Source organism: Acetobacter sp. JWB (assembly GCF_003323795.1).
Taxonomy (GTDB): Bacteria; Pseudomonadota; Alphaproteobacteria; order Acetobacterales; family Acetobacteraceae; genus Acetobacter; species Acetobacter oryzifermentans.
In genome coordinates, this window is sequence record NZ_CP030871.1 from 2,348,106 (window position 1) to 2,370,470 (window position 22,365).

The window sequence follows — 22,365 nt, forward strand, 5'->3', positions numbered from 1 at the left end:
AATGTAATATTATTACATTTTATCAGCTGCACGTCACCTCCTCACCCGCGCAAATTTGGTCTTCACCTCTCAGATCAGTTACGCTAAGAAATACAGAGAACGGATGATGAACATGCCCCACCCTACGTCTTCTTCCACAGCAACCTCAGCTCATGCCTTTCCTGCGCATATTGAGCATCAACTCGATAAAGCTACTGCTCTATGCACCCAACAAGGTGCGCGAATGACGGCCCAGCGCCGTGATGTGCTCGGGCTTATTCTTATGCATGCGCGTCCAGTTGGGGCATATGATCTGCTGGAAGAACTAAAAACAGCAGAACGGCGCCCCGCCCCTCCTACAGTATATCGGGCACTCGATTTTCTACTTGAACACGGCCTGATCCATCGTATTGAACGCTTGTCTGCTTTTATTCCCTGCACCAATCTGCGCCATTGTTCTCATACGCATGAGCACTCGGAAGCCTGCTTACATACGGCCCAGTTTCTCATCTGCCGCAACTGCAAAGCCGTAACAGAAATAGCGGATACAACTGTTCTGGAAACCCTGAAACACATTTGTAAAAACGAAGACTTTGTAATTCAGAGCACCTCGGTTGAAGTGGAAGGGCTATGTGCAGAGTGTGCATCAAAACGGCCCACAAAAGAGATCCCTCATCAAGGTGCATAATGGGTAATCATCACCTGTTGTCATTACAGAATACATTACCGGGGCTGCCTCTGCCTTTTGCGAAAGAAAGACAACGTACAACCAACTCAAAACCACATCATGTTCAACAGAAGCACCGAACCGACGCGAAAGAAACGCAAACGGACTTATTCTCACTTCCGCTTCTTCCACCCTTACGCACACATTTTTTGCCAGATGAGATCCGTCTGACACGCATACCTTCCTTGGCAGCCACGCACGCCAAGGAAGCAGGCAATTTTCTGTATCATATTACTGATGCCCCCGTAGCATCTCTGTTGTTACAAAACGGGCTTCCCCTAAATAAGCGGCACCCTCTTATGCTAACAGAGCAGAACGGCATTAGTGCGTGGTTGGCAAAGATATCGGAATATCTACACGGCAATGCTTCCGAAAAAGCCGTTATCCTACGGTTGCGCCGTGTTATGGTAGAAGATGCACTTGAACCTGATCTTGACCATACGGCAGAATTTGCAAGCAACTGCTATCTGCTAAGCGGCAACTTTAATCGTACGATTAGCTAAAAAGGGAACTCTATTTTCGCATGCCATCTGCATATATTCACAGATAGATCCAGAATATTTAATTAAAAAAAGCCCACCCCGTTTTTACCGGAATGGGCTCTTTTTAAAACAACATTATTTTACTGATAAATCTCTAAACCAGATAAAATACCGTTATATTTAGGATGCCCGGGTGCGACGGGTTGTTTTAGCCTTTGTCTTCCGTGTTGCGGGTGCCTTTGCCGAAGTTTTTTCAGCCTCTGCTGCTGCCAAACGTTCATACCGTTTACGGCGACGTTCTTCCTGCACAATACGCAGCTTTTCCACGGCAGAAAGCTTCTTTTTAGCTGCGGGTTCTACAACACGCACAGTCCGCTTACGGGTTGCTGGAACTGCTGGTTTTGCAACCTTGCTGGCTGCTGTTGCTTTTGGGGTACGTGTAGCACGCACAGGTTTGGCTGCCTCAACCTTAGTAGCTGACTTTGCAGTTTTACGCGTTGATGCAGTGACCGGAGCTTTAGCAGCACGTGTTGCTTTGGTTGCACGCACTGGCTTTTCCACAACGTCTTCCGCTTTGGCTTTAGTGCGCCGCGTTGGCTTGGGGGCAACCTTGCTCTCGGCCTTAGCTGCTACTGTTTTTTTACGTGCCGTTGTTTTAGGCGCTACTGTTTTTTCTTCAGCAGGCTTACGGGCAGCAGCTTTACGCACATAAGAACGGCGTGGCTTAGGAGCTTCTGGCTCTGCTTCAAAATCAAAAAGTTCTTCTACTTCGACAACTTTTGCGCGAGATGTGCGCTTTTTGGGGGTCGCAGCGGCAACCTTACGCTTAGAAACCGTTTTACCCGCAGCAGGTTTTCGGCGGGTTCTTGTCTCACTCATTTTAACTCCCTCTCAACCTCCTTTAAAAATAAGGAGATATACAAACAAAATTTTTAAACTTCAAAACTTCTCTAACTGAAGCACATACCTACAAGAACAGGTATAGCCTTAGATTTTCATTCTACATAACAAATGCTATAGAAAATGCAAAAAAATACTTTCAGATTTAAAGATATATTTCATTCTTCTGATCTATTTACCTTAAAGATGTTCTAAATACGTTCTCAAAAATTTCATGTGCTTGTACCCTGTTGCCCAAAACAGGTAATCATCCTTATATCCTAAACGCAGACCTCTCCTTCTCACGGAACATGCTTCATGAAAATCAATGGCACCTCTTTCCGCAGTGTATGGGTTGATGAAAAAGACCTGTGGTCTATTCATATTTTCGATCAGACACGCCTTCCCTTTTCACTGGATATCCTGCGGCTTACAACTGTTCAGGATGTAGCCCATGCCATTACCAGTATGCAGGTACGTGGTGCTCCGCTTATTGGTGCTGTTGCCGCATATGGCCTAGCATTGGCATTACGCACAGACAGCAGCGATACCAGTCTTGAACAAAACGCAACCATGCTTGCAGCAACACGCCCTACCGCCATAAATTTGCGTTGGGCGCTTGAAAGAATGCTAAATACTCTCCGGCCTATCCCACCAGAAAACCGGGTTTCCGCTGCTTATGCAGAAGCCCTGCGTATTTGCAATGAAGATGCGGCCCAAAATGAAGCTATTGGCAAGCATGGCCTTAAACTTTTGCAGGATCTTGCCGCCAAAAAAGAAAAAGGCCAGCGCCTGAACATTTTAACCCACTGCAATGCTGGATGGATTGCCACAGTGGATTGGGGCACAGCCTTGGCCCCTATTTACATGGCGCATGATCTGGGCCTGAACGTGCATGTGTGGGTAGATGAAACACGCCCACGCAACCAGGGCGCTGCCCTTACTGCATGGGAACTCGGCAGCCACGGTGTTCCGCATACTGTTATTACAGATAATGCAGGAGGCCATATGATGCAGCATGGCCAAGTTGATATTGTTATTGTTGGAACAGACCGCGTAACACGCAATGGAGATGTTGCGAACAAAATAGGCACTTATCTGAAAGCTCTAGCCGCGCAGGACAATAAAATACCATTCTGGGTTGCATTACCTTCTACAACCATAGATTGGCGTATTGCCGATGGTATCCGTGATATTCCTATTGAAGAACGTGCAGCATCCGAAGTTACGCACGTGCAGGGGCGTATGACAGACGGAAAAATAGGTTCCGTGCAAATCACTCCAGATCATAGCCCTGCAGCTAACCCCGCCTTTGATGTCACCCCCTCCAGACTTGTAACTGGGCTGATTACAGAAAAAGGCTGCTGCCCTGCTACAGAAAGCGGTCTCCTCGGCCTGTTCCCCAACCATACGTAAAGACCATTCTGCATACCGCTATGTTGCATGGCGGTATGCAGCCTCCATGACTTGACGCTAAGAGTAACTATTGAATAAGCGGAACCATGTGCATGCCTTGCAAAAGGCACAATGCTTCATGGATTTTCCAGAAAGGGCTACCATGTCAGAAACCATTGAAACACCAACAACGCAGTTTCTGACTGCTCATGGCGTTGCCTTTACCCTGCATGATTATGATTATGTATCAGACCCCGGAAAAATTGGCCTACATGCCGCTGCTGGTATTGGTATCGACCAAAACAAGGTTTTTAAAACCCTAATGGTTGAAATTGATAAAAAGCAGATTGTTTGCGTGGCCATTCCTGTTCATAAAAAAATGGACCTGAAAAAAGTAGCCACCCTGTTTGGGGGACGCAACGCGCGGATGCTGGGTGCAGAAAAAGCCGAAGCCCTAACTGGGTTTAAGGTGGGGGGCATCAGCCCCTTTGGCGCACGCACGCAAGTACCGGTTGTATTGGACGAAAGTGTTCTCAAACTGGATACACTTTATATTAATGGCGGCGGCAGAGGTTTGGTGGTGGCACTTAAACCGGCAGACGCCATCCAGTGCGTCAATGCCCGCATGGCAGATGTAACCGTGCCTGACGCCTGATAACACAGGCGCAAAAAAGAAACAGACGCCGCACAAAAACACAAACCCTCTTCCACCCAGAACAACAGGCGCTTATTGCTATATCATTCAGACTTCCGACCAATGGTTGTCTCGCGCTCCGGATCTGCCGGAGAGTTGTTCTGGTATGGAGACGAGATTGTCACGCAAGCTTACCGTTGCCCTGCTGGCCCCTTTGTGTCTGGCAGCATGTGCCACTCAGCAACCACAGCCAGGTGCACGCCCCACCCCAAGCGCTGCTTCCAGCACCAACGCTTGGAACACAGCCAGTGGTGGCTACGGCTATGGTGGCCATGTGCCGGATTTTGCCACCCGCAATTTTGAGCCCTTTAACCGGCAGGATGTTGTTGGAATTGCCATGCGTGAATGGCGCCTGTTTGGAAGCCCGGTGAATGATGATGACCCGGAACAGCGCCCAGAACCACAAGTGGCCTCTGTTAAGCCAGAACGCGCCCCCGGCCTATGGGAACGCGTAGGAGAATACTGGTGGATTGGTATGGATCCGGACATGACCGAAACATCATGGACCGGTAAACACGATGCCAACGGCCGACTAACCGACTTTGTGCATGATGGATCTTATGCGTGGTCCGCTGCTTTTATTTCCTACGTTATGCGCGTAGCCGGGGCCAACAGCCGTTTCCCCTATTCTCCCAATCATTCTACTTACATCAACGCAGCAGCTTCTGGGCAATCTCCCATTTTGCGGGCGCAAGACCCTGCAAATTACACCCCAAAACCCGGTGATCTGATCTGCGTTGCACGGGGCCGTAGCAAAGACACTATCCGATTTTCCAGCCTACCAACATCTTACGGGTTTCCTGCCCATTGCGGCTTTGTTGTAGCAGTTGGCCAGAATGGGCAGCCTTTTGGTCGGCAGATCAGCATTATCGGCGGCAATATTGATGATGCCGTGGCCCTGACACATGTACCAACAGACACCCAAGGGCGCCTCACCTCCCCCGATGGTCAGAGCTATGATTCACGCTATCCGTGGGCGGCGGTGCTGGAAGTGCTGTACGATGCTGAACAGGAACCAACAGCTGGCCAATAAAAAAAACTGCACAAGCTGCCATGTTCCATCTGTTTGCCCTTGGGGCAGAATTTTCAGGTGGGGCATGATAGTCTGATCAACGCATTATAACGTGACAGCATAAGGTGTAACCAAATGACTGAAAATGCCATTTCCACCCCTCATCCCGGCTGGACCACACTTTCTGCCGACATGCCGGGTGCTGTGGGCGGAACCCCACTGGTACGCCTGCGCAAAGCGTCTGAAGCCACGGGGTGTGATATTTACGGCAAGGCCGAATTCATGAATCCGGGCGGTTCCGTCAAGGATCGTGCAGCGCTGGCTATTATTGAAGATGCAGAACGCCGTGGCGTGCTAAAACCCGGAGGCACCATTGTTGAAGGTACGGCAGGCAACACAGGCATCGGCCTCACACTGGTTGCCAATGCGCGCGGGTATAAATGCGTTATTGTCATGCCCGAAACTCAGAGTCAGGAAAAAATCGGCTTCCTACGCATGATTGGGGCAGACCTTCGCCTTGTACCTGCCAAACCTTACCGTGATCCGGGCAATTATGTACACGTTTCACGCCGTCTTTCCGAAGAAAACGGATGGGTGTGGGCCAACCAGTTTGACAACATTGCCAACCGTGAAGGCCACCGCGCCACCACCGCACCAGAAATCTGGCAGCAGATGGGCGGCAAGGTAGATGCCTTTACCTGCGCTTGCGGCACAGGCGGCACGCTGGCTGGCGTAGCCTTGGGCCTGCACGATGCAGCCAAACGCGATGGCGTAGCTGCCCCCCGTATTGTGCTGGCAGACCCAGAAGGTTCTGGCCTGTATGGCTGGGTGAAAAGCAATGACCTATCTGTTTCTGGTTCTTCCATTACAGAAGGCATTGGCCAGTCCCGTGTAACGGGCAATCTGGAAGGCGCACCTATTGATGATGCCGAGCGGATTCCAGACCCGGAAGCCCTGGACATTATTTATAGCCTGCTAGGTGAAGAAGGCCTTTCCGTTGGTGGATCTTCTGGCATTAACGTGGCTTCTGCAATCCGCACCGCACGCAAACTTGGCCCGGGGCATCGGATTGTCACCATTCTTTGCGATGGTGGTGCCCGTTATGAATCCAAACTGTTCAACCCTGAATTTTTGCGGGCAAAAAATTTGCCAATCGCACCTTGGTTGAACAAGTAAGATATTTGGCAAGAAACCAATAAAAAAGGCCGGGGGCTTTACAGCCACCCGGCCTTTTTTACGATGGGAAACTTATTCCCACTCAATCGTGCCTGGCGGCTTGGATGTGATATCATACGTAACGCGGTTGATCCCGCGCACTTCGTTTACAATGCGTCCAGCAACACGGGTGAGGAAGCCCATGTCAAACGGATAAACATCTGCTGTCATGCCATCTGTGCTGGTTACGGCACGCAGGGCGCAGGCTTGATCATACGTGCGACCATCGCCCATCACACCAACAGTGCGCACAGGCAACAACACAGCAAAAGCCTGCCAAATGGCATCATACAACCCGGCAGCACGAATTTCTTCCAGAAACACGGAATCGACCTTACGCAGCAGATCCAGTTTTTCCCGCGTGATGTTGCCTGGAATACGAATAGCTAGACCCGGCCCCGGAAACGGATGACGCCCAACAATAATTTCAGGAATATCCAGTTCACGCCCCAGATCGCGCACTTCATCCTTGAACAGTTCACGCAGCGGTTCAACCAGCTTCATGTTCATACGGTCTGGCAAGCCACCCACGTTATGGTGCGACTTAATGGTAACAGAAGGACCACCCGTAAAGCTGACGCTTTCAATCACATCCGGATAAAGCGTGCCCTGAGCAAGGAACTGCGCACCACCCAGCTTGGTTGCTTCTTCTTCAAACACTTCCACAAACAGGCGGCCGATGGTTTTCCGCTTGATTTCTGGATCTGTGACACCCTCCAGCGCTTTCAGGAAGATGTCTGAGGCATCACGGTGCACAAGCTGAATGTTGAACTGGCCGCGGAATGTCTTGATAACATCATCCGCTTCCCCAGCACGCAGCATACCGTGATCAACAAAAATACAAGTCAACTGATCGCCAATGGCTTCATGGATCAGTACTGCAGCCACGGAAGAATCCACGCCGCCAGAAAGACCACAGATAACCTTGCCATCACCCACTTGCTCACGAATCCGGGCAATTTCCATTTCACGGAAACCTGCCATCGTCCACGTACCGGAACAGCCCGCTACGTTATGGGTGAAGTTCTTAAGCAATGCTGCGCCATGCGGTGTGTGCACCACTTCCGGGTGGAACTGCACACCATATAAGCGGCGTCCTTCATCTGCGATAACTGCAAACGGTGCACCTTCGCTTACAGCAACTGTGCGGAAACCGGGGGGAAGTTCCACGACACGGTCACCGTGGCTCATCCACACCTGCTCACGCCCACCGCGTGCCCATGCACCACGGAAAAGCGCACAATCTTCTACAATATCAACAAAGGCACGACCGAATTCACGGTGGTCTCCGCTTTCAACCTGTCCGCCAAGCCGTTTGCACATAGCCTGCTGGCCATAGCAAATACCCATTACAGGCACGGCCATTTCAAACACCACATCTGGCACGCGCGGAGCATCCGGATTGTTCACACTGGCAGGACCACCAGAAAGAATAATACCACGGGGTGAAAACTGACGAATCCGTTCGGCATCTGCCGTAAACGGCCAGATTTCACAATACACACCACTTTCGCGCACGCGGCGGGCAATAAGCTGCGTAACCTGACTTCCGAAATCCAGAATCAGAATACGGTCATGGTGCAAGGATTCATCCAGCTTGGAAGGCGAAACAGGCGGGGTGGCATCAACAGACATGAACTGCAGGTCTTTCTGATTTCAGTGCCAGAACTGGCTTTTCCTAAGGATGTGTAACCACACATAGGGCTACACGGGCTCTCTTACAGGCGGATATAAAGCCATGCTGTCATGGCGTCACCCTAAAAACCAGAAAGGTGCGCACCTATCCTGCCTGATACCTGCCTTGCCTGTGCCATACACAAGGTACAGATTGCCAACGAAATCAGGAGTTTTTGCATGAAGCACACACGTTTTTCCTGTTGGATGAAATATGGCGCACTGGCTTTGGCTGGCATTGGCTTTTTTTGCACATCGGCACAAGCAGCCAAACAACCTGCCTCTGCCGCAGATGACCCATATGGGGAATGGATTGGCACACTGGTGCAGGATCAAGGCGAAAACTGCCCCGTTAACGGCACATCACTTATGCAGATTGAACCTAAACGCATGATTTTTGTGCCAGAAATGGGCACGCTTATCCTGCGAGGCACGCCTGATAAGAACAAACAGCACTATCATGCCCAGCTTATTCTAAAAGATGCCAAAAACCAGCCGCTTCCCATGGTGTTTGAAGCCCATCCGGCTGGCGAGACGTTTGAAGGCACATACGGAACACCAGAATGTCGGGCACATGTTACGCTCCACCGCCCGGCAGACCGAAGCTGGAAAAACTTTCTTGGGAATGACTGACAAAAAAATTTCACTTTTTTACATTTTAGGGGTTGCCGACCTCACCGCCCTCGGCTAAATACCCGCTCACGGCGCACCCGTAGCTCAACTGGATAGAGCACCAGACTACGAATCTGGGGGTTAGAGGTTCGAGTCCTTTCGGGTGCGCCAGAATTTTCCTCAAGAAATTCAAAATTAGCGCTTCAGACTGGTAGAGATCTTTTGCCTTCCGGAGTGTTTGCGGAGTGACCAGCATCCGTTGCTTTGTGCTGGCATGGCAGGGGGCTTTTTCCCGCTGCTGACTTTTCTCAGCTCTCAAAACCATGCCCGCACTCTCCACATGGTATCTTTTTGCTGCAATTTCGCGGATGCAAAAATGTGCCTATGGCGCGGTTCAGGCACTCATGGGCGCTAGAGATTTTTGACCCCCCACCCCTTATTGGCGTTTTTCGCAGTTTTCCGCCGTTTTTTGTGCATTTGGGGCCGTTTTTTCTCATATTGCCCGCTCTTTCTTTGATTTCTTTGATTTTTTTCAAAAAATGTATTGAAAATCTGCGCGTGAGACTGGTGCGGTTATGCCACCTATTAGGCTGCAAAGATTTATCTACCCCCCTATCAGGCAGCTGCCGAAGGTATGCGTTTTTCGCATGCATCTGGATCTGCTACACCTGCCTCTTACTCCACCCCTTACCAAAATGCGGTGTAACAGGTGTAACAAGTAAGTTAAGCATATGATTTATAACAATAAAACTGATACACCTTGCTGTTACACCTTTTAAAAAACGGTGTAACAGGTGTACCAAACATCAAGAAAACATTAGCGGTTTTCTGCCAATATGCACGCAATACTACGAATATTCTTCGTGGTGTTCTTGTTTTGGACACCCTCAAAATAGGCTGTTTTTGTTATGTTGCGAGCGCATAGCTAGAGCCGTTTTGGGCTAAAAATGCTCAAAAATCGGAAAAGAAACCCGCGCGCTGCCCGCGCACACCACGGCACAGCCACACTTACGATGCCACCGCATCCGCAAGGCAGCGATAAACGGAGGTGCGGCCTATGCCTAACCGCTTGGCTATCTCTGTGGCGCTGATACCACTAGCCGCAAGACCCTGCACCTGCTCTGCCTGATTACGAGCTGTTGGCTTGCGCCCCTTATAGCGTCCATCGGCTTTAGCTTTAGCAATGCCCTCACGTTGGCGCTCTTTCATAATGTCCCGCTCAAATTCGGCCACAGCAGCCAACATGGTGAGCATCATCTTGCTAGTAGGGCTGGTAGTGTCCAATGTCATGCCGTTCATAGAAAGCACAATCAGGCCGCAACCTTTGGCTTTGATCTCATCTACCAACCTCAATAGGTCAGCCGTAGAACGTGCCAGCCTGTCTGGCTTGGTCACTACAAGCACATCACCAGCCCGCAAGTGATCGAGCGCCGCGCTTAATTCTGGCCGGTCTGTGCTGCTACTGCTTATTTGCTCACGAAAGATACGCTCACACCCATTGGCTAACAGGTCACGGGCCTGCGCTTCTAATCCGGCCACCTGATCTGTGGTGCTGGTGCGAGCGTATCCGATTTTCATGTGAGAGTGTTCCTAAATGTGTTCCAATAGACCTTGCCCTATTGGAACACCCAAAAGCCATGCATGAAACACATACCGAGAGAAAAAAGGCTATAGGAGGGTGAACCCAGCCCGAATGAGCCGGAGAGCGCATACCCTCCGGCTCATGTTCATTCATTGCCAGCAGACAGAGCCAGAATATTACCGGCCACCACATAAAGGCGAATCTGGCCAGCTTGTCCCGGTGGCCGTTCCGGGCGTGAGGTTTTGCCTTGTGTGTCTGGTATCAGCACACCCCGATCTACCAGAACCTTGGTCGCATCTTTCATATTCAGCCCTGCCATAGCTTCACGCATACCGGACGATGTGAGCATGTAGCACCACCCCCAGCGGCCATCCTGTGTTTTAAGCCAACGCCGCCAACCCGCTTGATTCTGTATGCGGTATCTCTCTGGTGGTGGCTTGCCTTCATCCCATGTGTCTGGCAGTTCCTCCGGGTTTTTATCTACCCAATCAGCAAAGCGGGCAGAACCATTACGTGCAATAAAATCCCGTAGCTGCTGCACGGCTTGTTCATCTTCCCTCCGGCCGGAGGTACCGCGTGCCCGCAACCAATCGCCAAAGCACATCCCTACTAGCACTTCTGCTGTGTCTGTATCCCATCCTGTCAGACCGAAAGAGGTTGCCAGCTCACCGCCTATGGCGATCATGGCAAAGCGCCGTGCAACGGAACGCACCTGTCCGGAGGATTGTGGCCAGTTTGCCAGATATCCGCTTGCTATTGTTTCCAGACGTTCCAGCAGGCGTTCACGTAACGGGCGTATGCCTTCCTGCGTCATGCGTTCCGTTAAGTGTGTGAGGAATGCGCGGAATGGTGTGCCGTAAAATTTGCCGCAAGCATCTGCCAAGTGATCTGCAAATTCCCCTGGACTGTCCAGATGGTGGGTGTTTTCAAATAGCCCCATTCCGGAACCGGCATCCGCTGGCACGTCACAATAGCGCACTTCCATGCCTGCTTTGGTTGCCCGGCCTGCTTCCCTGTTCACATCATCCAGCGTCTTTTCACCTGTGGACAAGAACAGGACACGCCACCGCGCCACGGCACGCGCTGCACCTGTGCGGCTGGCTCTTACTTTGCCTTGTCCGTTGGCAATCATGTAGGCCACATCACCAATTTCTTTTGGGTCTAGCTGCCCGATTTCATCCATCGGCAACAGGGCATCACAGCTTGCAAGAGCAACACTTTCCAGACCGTTAGAAGTAGAACGCCAAGACCGCGCATATCCTCTAGCGCCAGCTTCTGGCGTGCCACCACATACGCTGGCAGCAACCAGCAGGCTGGTAGATTTACCGGTGCGCGATGCCCCGAAGAACGAAACACCGCCGCCGTCCAAACCTAACAAGCCAAGCAAAGGTGCAGAAAACGCAGCAGATGCCGCCAAGACTAGCCGCGAATTGCCACGACATAGGAACCCTATGTGCTGCTTCCATTCTTCCAATGCGCCAGCAACGCCAAAGAGGTCTGTTTCCGGGTCTGTTGTTTGCAGCACAACCCTTTCTGATGTGTTGCCATATGTGGCATCTGGCAGAACGTAGGTCATGCCACCTTTAAGGGTATGCCAACCAATACGCGGCACAGACCGCGCCCGTTCTGTGCTGGAAATACTTGATAGAAATGCAGCAAAAGCAGCTTTAGCGGCTGGGCCAGATGCAAGTGTTAACCCTCCGTCTGCAAGTTGGCTGCGTAATTCTGCACAGTCACCCGCAAACATGGCACGTGGAAAAGCCTGCTCATGGCGTTGATTGTCTCTATCCTGCCACGCCAGCAACAAACCCCATCCCGTACCGTCAGGCCCGCGTGTTTCTGCCAAAACCTCAATAGGCCCTGACAGCTTCATATCTGTTTTGCTGCTATCCGCTGCTTTCTTGAAAAGACCAAACGCATCGCAAAAAAACTGGCCGCAAGGCGATTCTACCCGTTTACCGGAGGGCTTACGCTGGCTGCTTTTTTTGCCTTTACCGATATCAAGATTAACAACTTTGGCGGACTCTATAGCCGCCCGCACGCTTTCACGGCCCGTTGTGGCCTGTGTATGGTTCATTTCGGAGGACATCGTTCCAGTCTCCATGCTCGATTTCTGGCACGGCAAGGCGGACTGTGCGCCCCTGCTGTGTGAATTGATGAAGGGCAGCAGCCAGCGCCTTACGCGCCGCCGGATTTCCGGCATCGTTATCTGCTGCAACGATAATTTCTTTGATGGTGTCAGGCAGTCTTACGGCAGCCATGTTTGATAGGCTAACACTGGCCAGCACACGGTATTCCGGACAAGCAATGGCGGTAGATAAGGCTGTTTCTATGCCCTCCGCCAAAATAGCTATGTCACCCTCTGGCGCTACGCCAAGAGCTGTACCAGAAGCACCGCGCCAAAGTCGGATACACCCACCCGCAAAGCTACCCAGCACTTTCTTTGGGTTTTGAAGATCAGCCTTAATCCATGTGCCGGAGGGAGATTGCTGTAACCAAGTGCGATGCACTGCCACCATTTTACCATTAGGCCCGCAGATTGCGGCCAGCATGGCTGGCAAAGGCTTCTGCACCTCCGCACACCAGACCGCAGGCGCAAAGCGCAATGCACCCGGAGCACGGTTCAAGGGGCGCAAGTCTATGCCCCGGCCTTGCAGATATGACTCAACTGGCGTGCAAAAAATACCCGCAGGCGTTTCTTGCCAAAGCCGCCGTGCCTTGGCCCGCCTTTGCTGCGCCTCTTTATCGAGTTCAGAAGTTTTCACTTTTTCCAAGATTTGCCGCCGCTGTATCGCTGCTTGTGTGCTGTTGTCTGTCAGCCCCAACCATGAGCTAGCCCACGCCATTGCATCCTTGCGATTCCCGGCAAAGAGACACGCGGCCACAAGGTCTAGGGCATCGCCACGCTCACCGCTTGAAAAATCGCACCATAGCCCCCGCCGTGCGCCAATTAGACGCACAGCAAGGGACTGGCCCGGTTCTCCAGCAAGGCTACCAACGCGCCATTCTGCACCGTCCTTTTTGCCATGTGGCAGCAGTTCAGGTGCAAGGCGCGTGATGTGGTCCGCCAGAAGCCGGGCCAATTCGGCTGCGCTATGCCGCCGCATGAGATACGTCTTCCCATGGGATAGCGATGATCTCGCAATCATCCCCAAAAAATGCACGTTCTCCCAGAAGAGCTACGGCTGCATCATCCATCTGCATGGCCTGATCGAACAAACGCGACCAAGGCAATGTATCAAGCCATTTTAAGGTTTTTCGTGCATGGGCATCTGCTTCAAGATAAAGCCGGAAACGGGTCAATGCTGTAGCTATGGGTAGGCAACGGTTCATGGCTGCTGGTGCATGGCACGCCAGATCATCAAAAGCGCAAAATGCTGTATGCAGATCGAAAATTGGCGTTGCTTCTAACAAAAAACCAGCAAGCTCATCCGATGTAGGAGCTGGGGTAAAATCCCTTGCCGCTTCACACAGGGAAGCCACACCGCTTTCACGGTTTGCCGGATAAAGACAATCTGGCGAGGTATGAACATAAAACGCCGCTGCCACCAACTCCTGAAAAACCGTGATTTCATGCAATTTATAATTCTCACCTACAGCCCATAGCTGCACCAGATCGGTGCGGCCTTCATAACGCTTGGCGAGTTCGCGCATTTTGGCGTGCGGTATCATGCTGCATCTCCTGCCAGCATGGTGTTTTCAAGGCGAGCAAGAATGATCTTGAGCTTTGCCACGCCTCGATCTGTGACAACGACTTGAGACCGTGTTTTAAGCTGGCCGTCAGCATCGCGAATGTCACAATATTTGTGAGTTAGATAACCGGCTTTGATTTTATCGGCCTTGGCACTCCAGCAACCTTTGCCACCAGGGCGATATATCCAGCCCATTGCTTCAAGCATGGACAGAAAATGGTTGCGAGGTTTCCCGCATAATTTGGCCGTATCTGTAAGAGTATGCAGACCATCCATACAGGTAAGCTGCTGATATGCCACCGCTTGGGGTGCAAGTGTTTGAACAGCTTGCTGGCTGACAACAATCGCAGCTTCTGCAACGCTCAGCACGTGCCCAATATCAGGCTGTGTGCAAATGCTGTATGTGCCTGTGCGCCGGAGGGCAGGAAGCACCTCCGCCGTGACCCATTTTTTGAACCGCTTGGCTGCTGCTTTCCGGCTGGTCAGGACGAGAGAATATAGGCCGCTCTCATTGATGACAGTCATTTCTTGTGATCCGCCAAGGGTGTCGGTAATAGCGACCCCCCTTTCATCGTCATCCAGTCGGTTGGCGGCATCGCGCGAATTACGAATATCAAGAACAGAGCACACGTCAGTCAGCACCCACAAAACAACGCCATCACGATTAATGGTGCGAACTGTATGGCCTTCAAAATCAAAGGCCACAGGCATTACAGCGGTTTTCATGCCGTACCCCCAAAACGTGTGGTGGCGTCTGCTGTGGAGCGAACAGAGCGAGAAGCTACCCATTCACGAAGAGCCGATAGCGTATAGCCTACCCTCCGTTCTGAAATTTTCACAAAGGCAGGGCCGCCTCCGTCCCTACGCATGTTTTGCAGTGTCCTGCACGATAAACTAAGAAATTTTGCCGCCTGTTTTTCTGAATGGATACAGGTTTCATCCATCACAGAAGGCATATTAACAAGTGTATGAGCCTTCATTTGTCCCTCAATTTTGTCGCTCTATTTGACAAAAGAACGTCATTTATGACGTCCCCTTGTCATGATTGGCGCATGCTCAAGATAATGGGTGAGAACAGAAGCCATTTTTGCGAGTTCTATTACTAAAACGTGATTGTTGGTGCCATTTTGCAAGCAAGTATCTAAATATGTTTTCAAATCATCCAAACCCTGCACATAAACAGGGTTGATAATTAGTGGAGGCCTTCCTGTACCTGACCAGCCCTTTACCTTTGACCAGTCATACTTAGGATAAAATTCTTGAATATCCTTGTTTTGAAAAAGCAAATAAACCCTCTTGTCTTTTTCAAGAGAACTTTCTTTTTCAGGAAGCCAAGACATAGGCATTTCCATAATCGCACGGTAACGCTGCTTAAGGCTTTCCCGTGCCGTGCAGATAAAGAAACCAGTAGCACCCAGACCAAGCCCTGAATCCATAATAACCAGAGCAACAGCCATCAGAAAAACCTGATCGGCTGTAAACTGGTTATCTTTCCCGGATTGTCCGGCCCGTTCTTCTGGCAGCAAAGGAATATCGACAGAAACCAGCTTATCAAAACGGCGGCTAAAAATGGCAGGAGGCCGCTCGCGCTCACTTAAAAGCGCCGGATTGCTCAAAGTGCGCCAGAGCGCATAAAGAGCTTGGCTTTTCTTATAGGTAGCCACGGAGTCTCCTTTCTGTTCAAAGGGACTCATAAGCGCATCCATCCACTTTGTCCACCAAAATTGTCTTTCTAAGTGTTTCTCCGTTTTTCATAACGAACTATCTCCGGCCACATCACGCGCCAGAGACAGACACATCTGGATTTCTTCACTACTAAGATCGAGGTCAAAATCTTCTACGGCACGAGGCAACCTAGCCAGCACGATAGAAGCTTTGATCTGCTTACCGCGCGGCGTAAGAGCTGGCGTATTGGCTATCTGCTTCAACAACAGATCATCACGCCTCAGCAGGGTTTCTAGCTTGGATTCCTGCTGCGTGGCTTCTGGTGTCCCGCATTTATATACCACCCCAGTATCTATGGCGTGAATGGCATCACTCACACGTTGAAACTGCTGATATAGCGCCAACAGGTGTGCATCATTTCCAACGGAGGTGGCAGCACAGGCTACAGCAGGCAGAATAGCGGCAGCAGAAGCAGCAAAAGCCGAGGCCAATGCTGTGCGGCGTGATACGGCTGTATTGGCAGGCTGTGTCATGCTCTGGCCCTCCGGCTAGAGGAAAGCGCCAGAACCGCACCAGCGCGGTGCTGTGGTGGCATTATGCGGGTATGCTGGGGCTGTGTGTGCTGTGCCTGCACGCGGGAGGGGCTATGCAGGTGTTCAGGGTGCAGAAAGCCAGCAAGTGCCAGCATGGAAAGGCCAGCAGCACCAATGGCGGCCAGAGTATCACCATGCAGGCGAGCAAGTGTAAGCACTGCCCAGCGTTTGCCGGGCATGGTATAGGCGTGTTCAGCCATTACCGTCTCCTAGTGCGAGCGGTTGTGGTTAGGCCGGATTGGGAGCTCTCACCTTCCCTTTCTGGCCGCAATTACATTGCCCCACAATCGAAACACGGTTACTCTTTGTTTGCAAGAATAATTGTAACGAGGTTACTGTTTTGTTGGCAGTTCAGTGTAAAATGGCGCGTGTAGCTATTGGATGGGGTGTGCGTGAGCTGGCTGCTGCTGCCAATGTGTCCCCAAATACCATTGCCCGTCTTGAAAGAGGCGAGGAACTAAAAGCCAGCACGATAGAAACCATTCGCTCCGCACTAGAAGTCGCAGGGGTTGAGTTTATCCCTGAAAATGGGGGAGGGGCGGGAGTTAGGTTAAAAAAAGAGGAATAATATGGAGTTCAAAGAACAACTTTTAAAAGCGACAAAATCTACGACAATTTTTGCGCTTGCTTTCTTGGTTATGGTTTGTGGAATTTATCCGAATTATAATACTATCGAATTCGATAGTACGAAAAATATTTGTCTTCTATCATCAGTAGCACATCATTTTATATGGCAAGTGATAACAGCATCTATAGTTGCTACAGGAGCAGGCGCAATAAGTTATGTTTTCATACCAGAAGATAAGGATATCTTGAAAAAAAACAAATTCGCAAAAATTTCTTATGTAACCGCGTCTCTATTTTTAATAATCTCTGTGATTGCAAATCTCTTTGCCGTAGTTGGCATGGCTGATTTCTTTGATCATTCGTCTCAGCCAAGTATTTCAAGAATGTCTCAACCGTTAGACCACTACGAGTGTAAGTGATCCACACGCTTAGCTAAAATTGAGCAGGGAGAGAACATTCCAACAGGTTGTTTTCTCCCACTTCTCTCATCTGAGAAATGGGACGATGCAGGTGGAGACCTCTAAAAACTCCCTATTTATGAGCCTGAGTATGTAAAACATGCGCTGGCTGGTTACGACACTGATGAGCTTTATCGGGAGTGTGTCGTGTTGAGGACTGACAACGCTGGTCGTCTGGGCTGGATCAGACGATAGATCCGTATTTTTTATGAAGCCAGAATGCACGGTTCATGTTGTAGACAAGATTGGCCATGCCGATTTTCACTGTTGCCCGGGCCAGACCGATCGTGCGTATGATGAGCGCCATCGGTCCCTTCTCGTAAGCAAAGACGTGCTCGACACGGGAGCGGACCTTTGATTTGCGCCCGTTGGCACGGGCGATATGTCGAGGCAGGGCTTTGCCGGCTTTTCGTTTACGATGGATCTGCGAGCGCAGACCTTTTTCTTCCAGATGGGCTTCATTGGCCTGTGACCGATAGGCGGTATCGGCCCAGACATCGCTGGCTGTATTGTTCGGATCAAGGAGTGCTGGAAGCTGCGCCCCATCATGTCGGGACGCATCGGTTGCTTTCCATTTGCGGATTAACCCATAGCGCCGATCAATGCCCACATGGTTCTTGTAGCCGAACGCGGGCACAGCAAAATCAACCCGTTTTGCCCCGTCTTCTGCCGGTTTTGCTTTAGAGTATTTGATCGTCCAGCGTGCATCCCGATCTTTCTGCGCAAGTTTTATTGGCTTGTCCTTCCAGTCCTGAGGGATCTCGCCGGCCTTCAGAATGGCCTTTTCAGCATCCGTGTTGCGCTGTCTGGGAGCCGCAACGACCGTGGCATCAATGATCTGCCCACTCATGGCCAGAAATCCGGCCTCACGTAACGTTGTCTCATACAGGGAAAACAGGGCTTCAATAGCAGGCGCGCCGTCAAGAACGGCGTGTGTCAGAGCCTCGCGGAAGGTCCAGATCGTGTTCGCATCGGGCACGGGATCCGCAAGGGAAAGACCCAGAAAACGCATGAAGGACAGCCGGTCCCGGATCAGAAATTCCGTGCGTTCGTCAGAAAGGGAATGGCTTGCCTGCAGGACCAGGACCTTGAACATGAAAACCGGATCATAGGCAGGACGTCCTCCCTTGCTGCCATCCGCACGCGGGATCGCCTGAACCAACAAGGGGCGGAACCGTTCGAAATCGACAACATGGCTGAGCTTCTCCAGTGCATCTCCCTTGGCCGAAAGCGCCTTCAGGCGGTCGTCAATATCGAAAAATCCCGGCTGTTTCATCGCCAAACCCCATCAGATGACAGAATTAAAGAGAATCATATCTGTCCTCTCAAACCAAGGGGTTTTTGGAGGTCTCCAGGTTTCTACCGGAAATCCGGTAGAATATTATCCAGCGAAAGATACTGCTCCGGTTCGTGTGACAAAGCTGGAACTGCATGCTTTTTCTGCGCCGGAGGGGGATGAATATAAAATCATAGAAAAGGAAAGCGATGCAGCGTTTTCCATTGTGAATTTGTCATTTAGCGAAGACGGAAAGTGGAAGCTGAATGACGGTCAGAATATCGTATGGGCATCCATAGAAGATCAAGAATTTTTAGAAGCTGTTGATAAGAACGAAATATCTTTTGCCAAAGGTGATATTCTTCTTTGTAGAGTGCTGGTACAGCAATGGCAGACAGATCAGGGTTTGAAGAGCGAAACCAAAATTCTGAAAGTGCTTGAACATCGCAGTGCAGCGCGACAGATTAGTCTGCCATTCTAAGGAAAATTACGAGTGCGCAGCGCTGATACAAGAAAAAGGCGTCCTTCTAAATCAGAGGGACGCCTTTTTTCATTCTTACCCCCGCAATGCCACCACGTTATGCCCTAAAGCATCTGCACCTGAACTTTCGGCCATACGCAACACATACGCCGCCCAAGCATCCAGCGCTGCTGCACGTTCCCGCAAAAACTCATGCCGCTGATACACGGCGGCCACGCCGCTAATAGTACCCTCAATATGGTTCAGCACCCTATCGGCCACATGTGGCCCAATTTTTAGGCGTGCCATTACTGTAACGCCCGTCCTTCTCAAATCATGCAAATGCCACCCTAGCGCAGGCAGCGCGGAGGGATTTTTTCCCGCAATTTTTTGGCCCTCCGCCTCATTCCCTGCCCGTTCCAGCATAATCAGGGCTTTAAGCCGCTTGGTGGCTACAGAGAACCCAGAAACAGGCGTTTTGCCGGTGCCGCTCAACACAAAAGGCGAGATACGGCCGGTCTTTGCATCTACCTGACGATGAATACCGGCCAGCACGCGCCGGGTAGCATCAGATAGCCGGGTAGCATCAGATAAATGCACCACATGGGCCTTGCCATTTTTGGTACGTTCCGCCGGAATAGTCCACTCACTCCAATCTGGCGCTATTTCATCCCACCTCATGCCCGCAACTTCTGTTCTGCGCTGTAATGTTAGAGCCAGCAGCTGAAAAAATGGGCCAAACGGATACGGTATAAGGGCAGCAGCCCGCCAGTATTCACCCAATTCCCTATCAGACAGCACCCGATCGCGCGAAACCTCCCTGCCTTCAACAATCACACGGACAAAGGGATTGCCTTCTACCAGATTGCGCTTTTCGGCCCATCCATACATGGCGCGGCCATACGCCTTAATGCGCCGGGCATTTGTGGGGTGATCTTGGGCTATTTCATCCAGCCGCGCTTGCACTTCCGCCACCTTCAGTGCGTGAGCTGGTCGGGCAAGTAAGGCTGACAGGCTAGAACGTAACCGCTGGGGAGCTTCCTTCCGATAAGTAGCACTGGCATCTTTCAGGCTGTTCTCCTGCCAACGGTCAATCAGCACACCCAGCGTTAAGGCATCCGCCGCCGCCTGTTCTGCCTGTGCTGCAAGCATGGCTTCAACAGCCTGCGCCTGTGCCTTTTTATCCTCCGCTGGGTCTTCCCCAGCTATCACCCTACCCCGCAGTGTTTCGGCCAGCTTACGGGCCTGCGCCACGGTTAAATCCCCATACGCACCTAGCTTCACCCGCTTAGAACGGCCATTTTTGCTATAATTGAACAAGAATACCTTGCTGCCCTTGCTCGTCACACGGACGGCAAAGCCCTTCACCTCGTCATCTGAAAACATGACATCGCGCTTTTCCGGCGGGCAGGTGAGGAGGTCTATTCCCGATTTTGTAAGCTTCATGGCGCCCTCAAACTGGTCTGTTACACCTGTTACACATCACGGAGGCGTGAGGTGTAACAGGATGGAGGGGATAAAACCCAGCAAAATCAATAGTATATATGTATGTGTTACACCTGTTACACCAGTACACCGTGTTTTGGTGTAACCCCACCGGATTTTTTGGCACTTCCCACCCTCTTATTTCTACTGGTGTCTCACTCCGGAGCCATTCCCAGGTCATGTCCCCATGTCAGCACCAGATGCCATTCTCCGGAGTGTTTCCGGAGTGAATGGAAAGAGTAAACCGTGCGTTTCGTTGCATCTAGCTGCATGAACGGAATTTCTGACCGTCTAATTTTTGGCAGTTTTGCGCCTCTTTGCGCTTCCTTGCGTCTTAACGACATTTAAGCGCCAATGACTACGAATCTGGGGGTTAGAGGTTCGAGTCCTTTCGGGTGCGCCAGAATTTTCCAAGAAAATCTAAACTTCTTTCTGTGCAAGATTTTGCATACGAATTTGCGCTCTTGCCCTTTTAGAATGGACACATTTTGTCTGCGTCCATTCCTATGCTTTGGTTCAAGAAACCCCGATATTCCGCAGTTTTTTGCCAGACATCAGATTCTGCTCAATTTGTTCCAAGCTGATGCCTTTGGTTTCTGGCACAAACAAATATGTCAGCCCTAAAAAGCAGGCATTCAATATGGCAATCATTCCAAAGGTGGCAGAACCACCCAGCAATGCCAGCACACTTAGAAAAGAAGCACCAACAATCATGTTGGCAATCCAGTTTGTAAGCGTGGAAAGCATAATGCCCAGATCCCTACCCTGCATCGGCTGAATTTCCGAACACAACACCCACACAATCGGCCCGGCGGACATGGCATGCGCTACAATAAAAACCATAATCATAAACACACATGCCATGCGGGATGCCTGATCCACCATACTGCCATGCAGCAGAAGAGATAAGCACGCCATGCTCAGCACCATAATGGCAAAACCACAATACAGAACTGGCCTGCGCCCCCACTTATCAACCAAACTAATAGCCAGGAATGTTGCCATCACATTCACCAGCCCGATCATGGCGGTACACCACATCTGTGCAGTGCCGACAAAACCTGCAAGCTGAAAAATACGCGGGGCGTAATACATCACCACATTAATACCCGCGAACTGCTGCATAATTTGCAGCAACATACCCAAACCAACCGAACGGCGAAAATTGCTGTTTGCTCGCAATAAGCTCCAGCCATTTTGCTGTGCCTGTAACTGGTTATGAATGGCTTTTATTTCCGCTCGTGCTTCCTGCGGTGTTGCGCGCAGGCTGGTTAGCACTTCCAGCGCTTCGTCCTTACGGCCACGCATCATCAGCCAACGCGGGCTATAAGGCAGAAACAAAACACCAATAACGTAAACAACACCGGGGATGGCAATAACGCCAAACATCCACCGCCATTGTCCGTGGTAACTGAAAAACGTATCGCTTAAAAACGCCAGAAAAATACCTATCGTAATCATAAGCTGATAGGTGGAAATCATGGCGCCACGGCTGGATTGGTCTGATACCTCCGAAAGATAAAGAGGCGCAGCAAAAGCCGCCACGCCGATGGCCAGCCCCATAAGCAAACGCCCGACTATAAGCACAGGCACAGACCACGCCAAAGCGCAGAGTAAGGAGCCGGCAATAAAAACGCCGCCCCCAAAAACCAGAGACCATTTGCGCCCGGTATGCCGGGTAATCCACCCGGCACATACAGCCCCTACGGCAGCGCCTGCCATCATGGCGCTGACAATCCATTCCTGCGCAAGGGTAGAGGCATGAAAATCCTGCGCCAGAAAATCTAACGCTCCGGAAATAACACCAATATCCAAACCGGACATTAAACCAGCTGTTGCAGCCAGAACACCAACAACCACAACCTTTATGGGAAAAGTACTTTCTGTTCCCTTATCAGGCATTGCTGCGTTTTCCATT

General features: G+C 50.9%; 24 protein-coding genes and 1 tRNA gene. 11 read left to right on the forward strand and 14 right to left on the reverse strand.

The window, feature by feature from the left end:
- Positions 1-103 precede the first annotated feature (103 nt).
- Together DS739_RS11105 and DS739_RS14535 are read left to right on the forward strand one after the other, a co-directional pair.
- Positions 104-667, forward strand: coding sequence for a Fur family transcriptional regulator (locus tag DS739_RS11105; protein WP_035352352.1), 564 nt, complete (start codon positions 104-106; stop codon positions 665-667).
- 188 nt (positions 668-855) lie between these two features.
- Positions 856-1,209, forward strand: a complete 354-nt coding sequence (locus DS739_RS14535) for a hypothetical protein (protein WP_035352372.1) — start codon at positions 856-858, stop codon at positions 1,207-1,209.
- Between the two features lie 159 nt (positions 1,210-1,368).
- Here DS739_RS14535 and DS739_RS11115 read toward each other — a convergent pair whose 3' ends face one another.
- Complete coding sequence (locus DS739_RS11115; protein ID WP_006117303.1) at positions 1,369-2,067, reverse strand: hypothetical protein; 699 nt, start codon at positions 2,065-2,067, stop codon at positions 1,369-1,371.
- 318 nt (positions 2,068-2,385) lie between these two features.
- On the opposite strand from DS739_RS11115, the gene mtnA reads away from it, so the two are divergent.
- The 4 genes from mtnA (at position 2,386) to DS739_RS11135 (ending at position 6,344) form a co-directional block, all read left to right on the forward strand.
- On the forward strand, positions 2,386-3,483 hold the full coding sequence (gene mtnA / locus DS739_RS11120) for an S-methyl-5-thioribose-1-phosphate isomerase (RefSeq protein WP_006117302.1): 1,098 nt from the start codon (positions 2,386-2,388) through the stop codon (positions 3,481-3,483).
- Between the two features lie 118 nt (positions 3,484-3,601).
- Entirely contained in the window at positions 3,602-4,117 is a 516-nt protein-coding gene (gene ybaK, locus DS739_RS11125) for a Cys-tRNA(Pro) deacylase (RefSeq protein WP_035352354.1), read from the forward strand.
- 145 nt (positions 4,118-4,262) lie between these two features.
- Positions 4,263-5,189 (forward strand): DUF2272 domain-containing protein, encoded by a 927-nt coding sequence (locus tag DS739_RS11130; protein ID WP_035352356.1) that lies wholly within the window; start codon positions 4,263-4,265, stop codon positions 5,187-5,189.
- 114 nt (positions 5,190-5,303) lie between these two features.
- The gene (locus tag DS739_RS11135; protein ID WP_006117299.1) at positions 5,304-6,344 is read left to right on the forward strand and encodes a cysteine synthase A; all 1,041 of its coding nucleotides are present in this window, start codon (positions 5,304-5,306) and stop codon (positions 6,342-6,344) included.
- Between the two features lie 72 nt (positions 6,345-6,416).
- Here DS739_RS11135 and guaA read toward each other — a convergent pair whose 3' ends face one another.
- Positions 6,417-8,018 carry a glutamine-hydrolyzing GMP synthase gene (guaA, locus tag DS739_RS11140; protein WP_006115866.1) on the reverse strand — a complete coding sequence of 534 codons (1,602 nt, stop codon included), beginning with the start codon at positions 8,016-8,018 and terminating at the stop codon, positions 6,417-6,419.
- A 219-nt stretch (positions 8,019-8,237) separates the two neighbouring features.
- Here guaA and DS739_RS11145 point away from each other — a divergent pair, with 219 nt between their 5' ends.
- Positions 8,238-8,690 carry a hypothetical protein gene (locus DS739_RS11145; RefSeq protein ID WP_006115865.1) on the forward strand — a complete coding sequence of 151 codons (453 nt, stop codon included), beginning with the start codon at positions 8,238-8,240 and terminating at the stop codon, positions 8,688-8,690.
- A 73-nt stretch (positions 8,691-8,763) separates the two neighbouring features.
- Positions 8,764-8,840, forward strand: a tRNA-Arg gene (locus DS739_RS11150).
- 837 nt (positions 8,841-9,677) lie between these two features.
- Here the strand turns inward: DS739_RS11150 and DS739_RS11155 are convergent.
- The 9 genes from DS739_RS11155 to DS739_RS11195 all read right to left on the reverse strand — a co-directional run bounded on the left by DS739_RS11155 (position 9,678) and on the right by DS739_RS11195 (position 16,401).
- Positions 9,678-10,247, reverse strand: coding sequence for a recombinase family protein (locus tag DS739_RS11155; RefSeq protein ID WP_006115864.1), 570 nt, complete (start codon positions 10,245-10,247; stop codon positions 9,678-9,680).
- 149 nt (positions 10,248-10,396) lie between these two features.
- A complete protein-coding gene (locus DS739_RS11160; protein ID WP_081461424.1) occupies positions 10,397-12,292 on the reverse strand; it encodes a DUF927 domain-containing protein in 1,896 nt (631 codons plus the stop codon).
- Positions 12,293-12,296: 4 nt separating this feature from the next.
- Positions 12,297-13,358 carry a toprim domain-containing protein gene (locus DS739_RS11165; RefSeq protein WP_035352360.1) on the reverse strand — a complete coding sequence of 354 codons (1,062 nt, stop codon included), beginning with the start codon at positions 13,356-13,358 and terminating at the stop codon, positions 12,297-12,299.
- Positions 13,345-13,923 carry a hypothetical protein gene (locus DS739_RS11170; protein WP_035352362.1) on the reverse strand — a complete coding sequence of 193 codons (579 nt, stop codon included), beginning with the start codon at positions 13,921-13,923 and terminating at the stop codon, positions 13,345-13,347. Before DS739_RS11170 ends, DS739_RS11165 begins: the two co-directional genes overlap by 14 nt.
- Entirely contained in the window at positions 13,920-14,669 is a 750-nt protein-coding gene (locus DS739_RS11175) for a phage antirepressor Ant (protein ID WP_006115860.1), read from the reverse strand. The genes DS739_RS11170 and DS739_RS11175 overlap by 4 nt, the downstream gene beginning before the upstream one ends.
- Positions 14,666-14,812: an AlpA family transcriptional regulator gene (locus tag DS739_RS14540; RefSeq protein ID WP_231621211.1), complete on the reverse strand. Its 147-nt coding sequence runs from the start codon at positions 14,810-14,812 to the stop codon at positions 14,666-14,668. Before DS739_RS14540 ends, DS739_RS11175 begins: the two co-directional genes overlap by 4 nt.
- 150 nt (positions 14,813-14,962) lie before the next feature.
- Positions 14,963-15,637 (reverse strand): hypothetical protein, encoded by a 675-nt coding sequence (locus tag DS739_RS11185; RefSeq protein WP_156100434.1) that lies wholly within the window; start codon positions 15,635-15,637, stop codon positions 14,963-14,965.
- A 57-nt stretch (positions 15,638-15,694) separates the two neighbouring features.
- Positions 15,695-16,141 (reverse strand): hypothetical protein, encoded by a 447-nt coding sequence (locus DS739_RS11190; RefSeq protein ID WP_006115857.1) that lies wholly within the window; start codon positions 16,139-16,141, stop codon positions 15,695-15,697.
- Complete coding sequence (locus DS739_RS11195; RefSeq protein ID WP_006115856.1) at positions 16,138-16,401, reverse strand: hypothetical protein; 264 nt, start codon at positions 16,399-16,401, stop codon at positions 16,138-16,140. Before DS739_RS11195 ends, DS739_RS11190 begins: the two co-directional genes overlap by 4 nt.
- Positions 16,402-16,562: 161 nt before the next feature.
- Here DS739_RS11195 and DS739_RS11200 point away from each other — a divergent pair, with 161 nt between their 5' ends.
- Together DS739_RS11200 and DS739_RS11205 are read left to right on the forward strand one after the other, a co-directional pair.
- Complete coding sequence (locus DS739_RS11200; protein ID WP_035352374.1) at positions 16,563-16,769, forward strand: helix-turn-helix transcriptional regulator; 207 nt, start codon at positions 16,563-16,565, stop codon at positions 16,767-16,769.
- Position 16,770: 1 nt separating this feature from the next.
- Positions 16,771-17,187, forward strand: coding sequence for a hypothetical protein (locus DS739_RS11205; protein WP_035352364.1), 417 nt, complete (start codon positions 16,771-16,773; stop codon positions 17,185-17,187).
- Positions 17,188-17,410: 223 nt separating this feature from the next.
- On the opposite strand, the gene DS739_RS11210 is transcribed toward DS739_RS11205, so the two are convergent.
- Positions 17,411-18,502 (reverse strand): IS5 family transposase, encoded by a 1,092-nt coding sequence (locus DS739_RS11210; RefSeq protein ID WP_035352416.1) that lies wholly within the window; start codon positions 18,500-18,502, stop codon positions 17,411-17,413.
- Positions 18,503-18,518: 16 nt separating this feature from the next.
- On the opposite strand from DS739_RS11210, the gene DS739_RS11215 reads away from it, so the two are divergent.
- Positions 18,519-18,983, forward strand: a complete 465-nt coding sequence (locus DS739_RS11215) for a hypothetical protein (RefSeq protein ID WP_006115852.1) — start codon at positions 18,519-18,521, stop codon at positions 18,981-18,983.
- 75 nt (positions 18,984-19,058) lie between these two features.
- Here DS739_RS11215 and DS739_RS11220 read toward each other — a convergent pair whose 3' ends face one another.
- The gene (locus DS739_RS11220) at positions 19,059-20,408 is read right to left on the reverse strand and encodes a site-specific integrase (RefSeq protein WP_006115851.1); all 1,350 of its coding nucleotides are present in this window, start codon (positions 20,406-20,408) and stop codon (positions 19,059-19,061) included.
- Between the two features lie 555 nt (positions 20,409-20,963).
- On the reverse strand, positions 20,964-22,364 hold the full coding sequence (locus tag DS739_RS11225; RefSeq protein WP_006115850.1) for a sugar porter family MFS transporter: 1,401 nt from the start codon (positions 22,362-22,364) through the stop codon (positions 20,964-20,966).
- Between the last annotated feature and the right edge of the window lies 1 nt (position 22,365).